The sequence below is a fragment of the Undibacterium hunanense genome (genome assembly GCF_014284335.1).
GTDB classification, from domain to species: domain Bacteria; phylum Pseudomonadota; class Gammaproteobacteria; order Burkholderiales; family Burkholderiaceae_D; genus Undibacterium; species Undibacterium hunanense.
This window is the reverse complement of record NZ_JACOGF010000097.1, coordinates 1-252: the sequence shown is the minus strand read 5'-3', so window position 1 is coordinate 252 and position 252 is coordinate 1. Positions and strand designations below refer to the sequence as shown.

Below are 252 nucleotides of genomic sequence, written 5' to 3'. Positions count from 1 at the left end.
AGCTGTGTCTGCTGTGTTGTTGGCATTGTTGGCTGTGTCGTTGTCATTGACGATGGCCAGTACACCTGCGTTGTTGTTGGCAGCGATCAGGGCATCGGTCAATGTCAGACGGTAGTTACCAGCACCAACAACGCCGGCGTTGTTGGAGGTACCAACCAGACGGATTGTTTCGAAACCGGATACGTTGGTCCATTCGGACGCGCCCAGGGCGATGGTGTCACCCAGGTTGGCACCTGTCAGGTCACCGTCGAT

Annotated in this window: 1 protein-coding gene; it reads right to left on the bottom strand. The window is 56.0% G+C overall.

From position 1 onward, the window contains the following. Nucleotides 1-252 (bottom strand): hypothetical protein (locus H8L32_RS28530; RefSeq protein WP_186951036.1); only part of this gene is annotated, 252 nt, incomplete at both ends.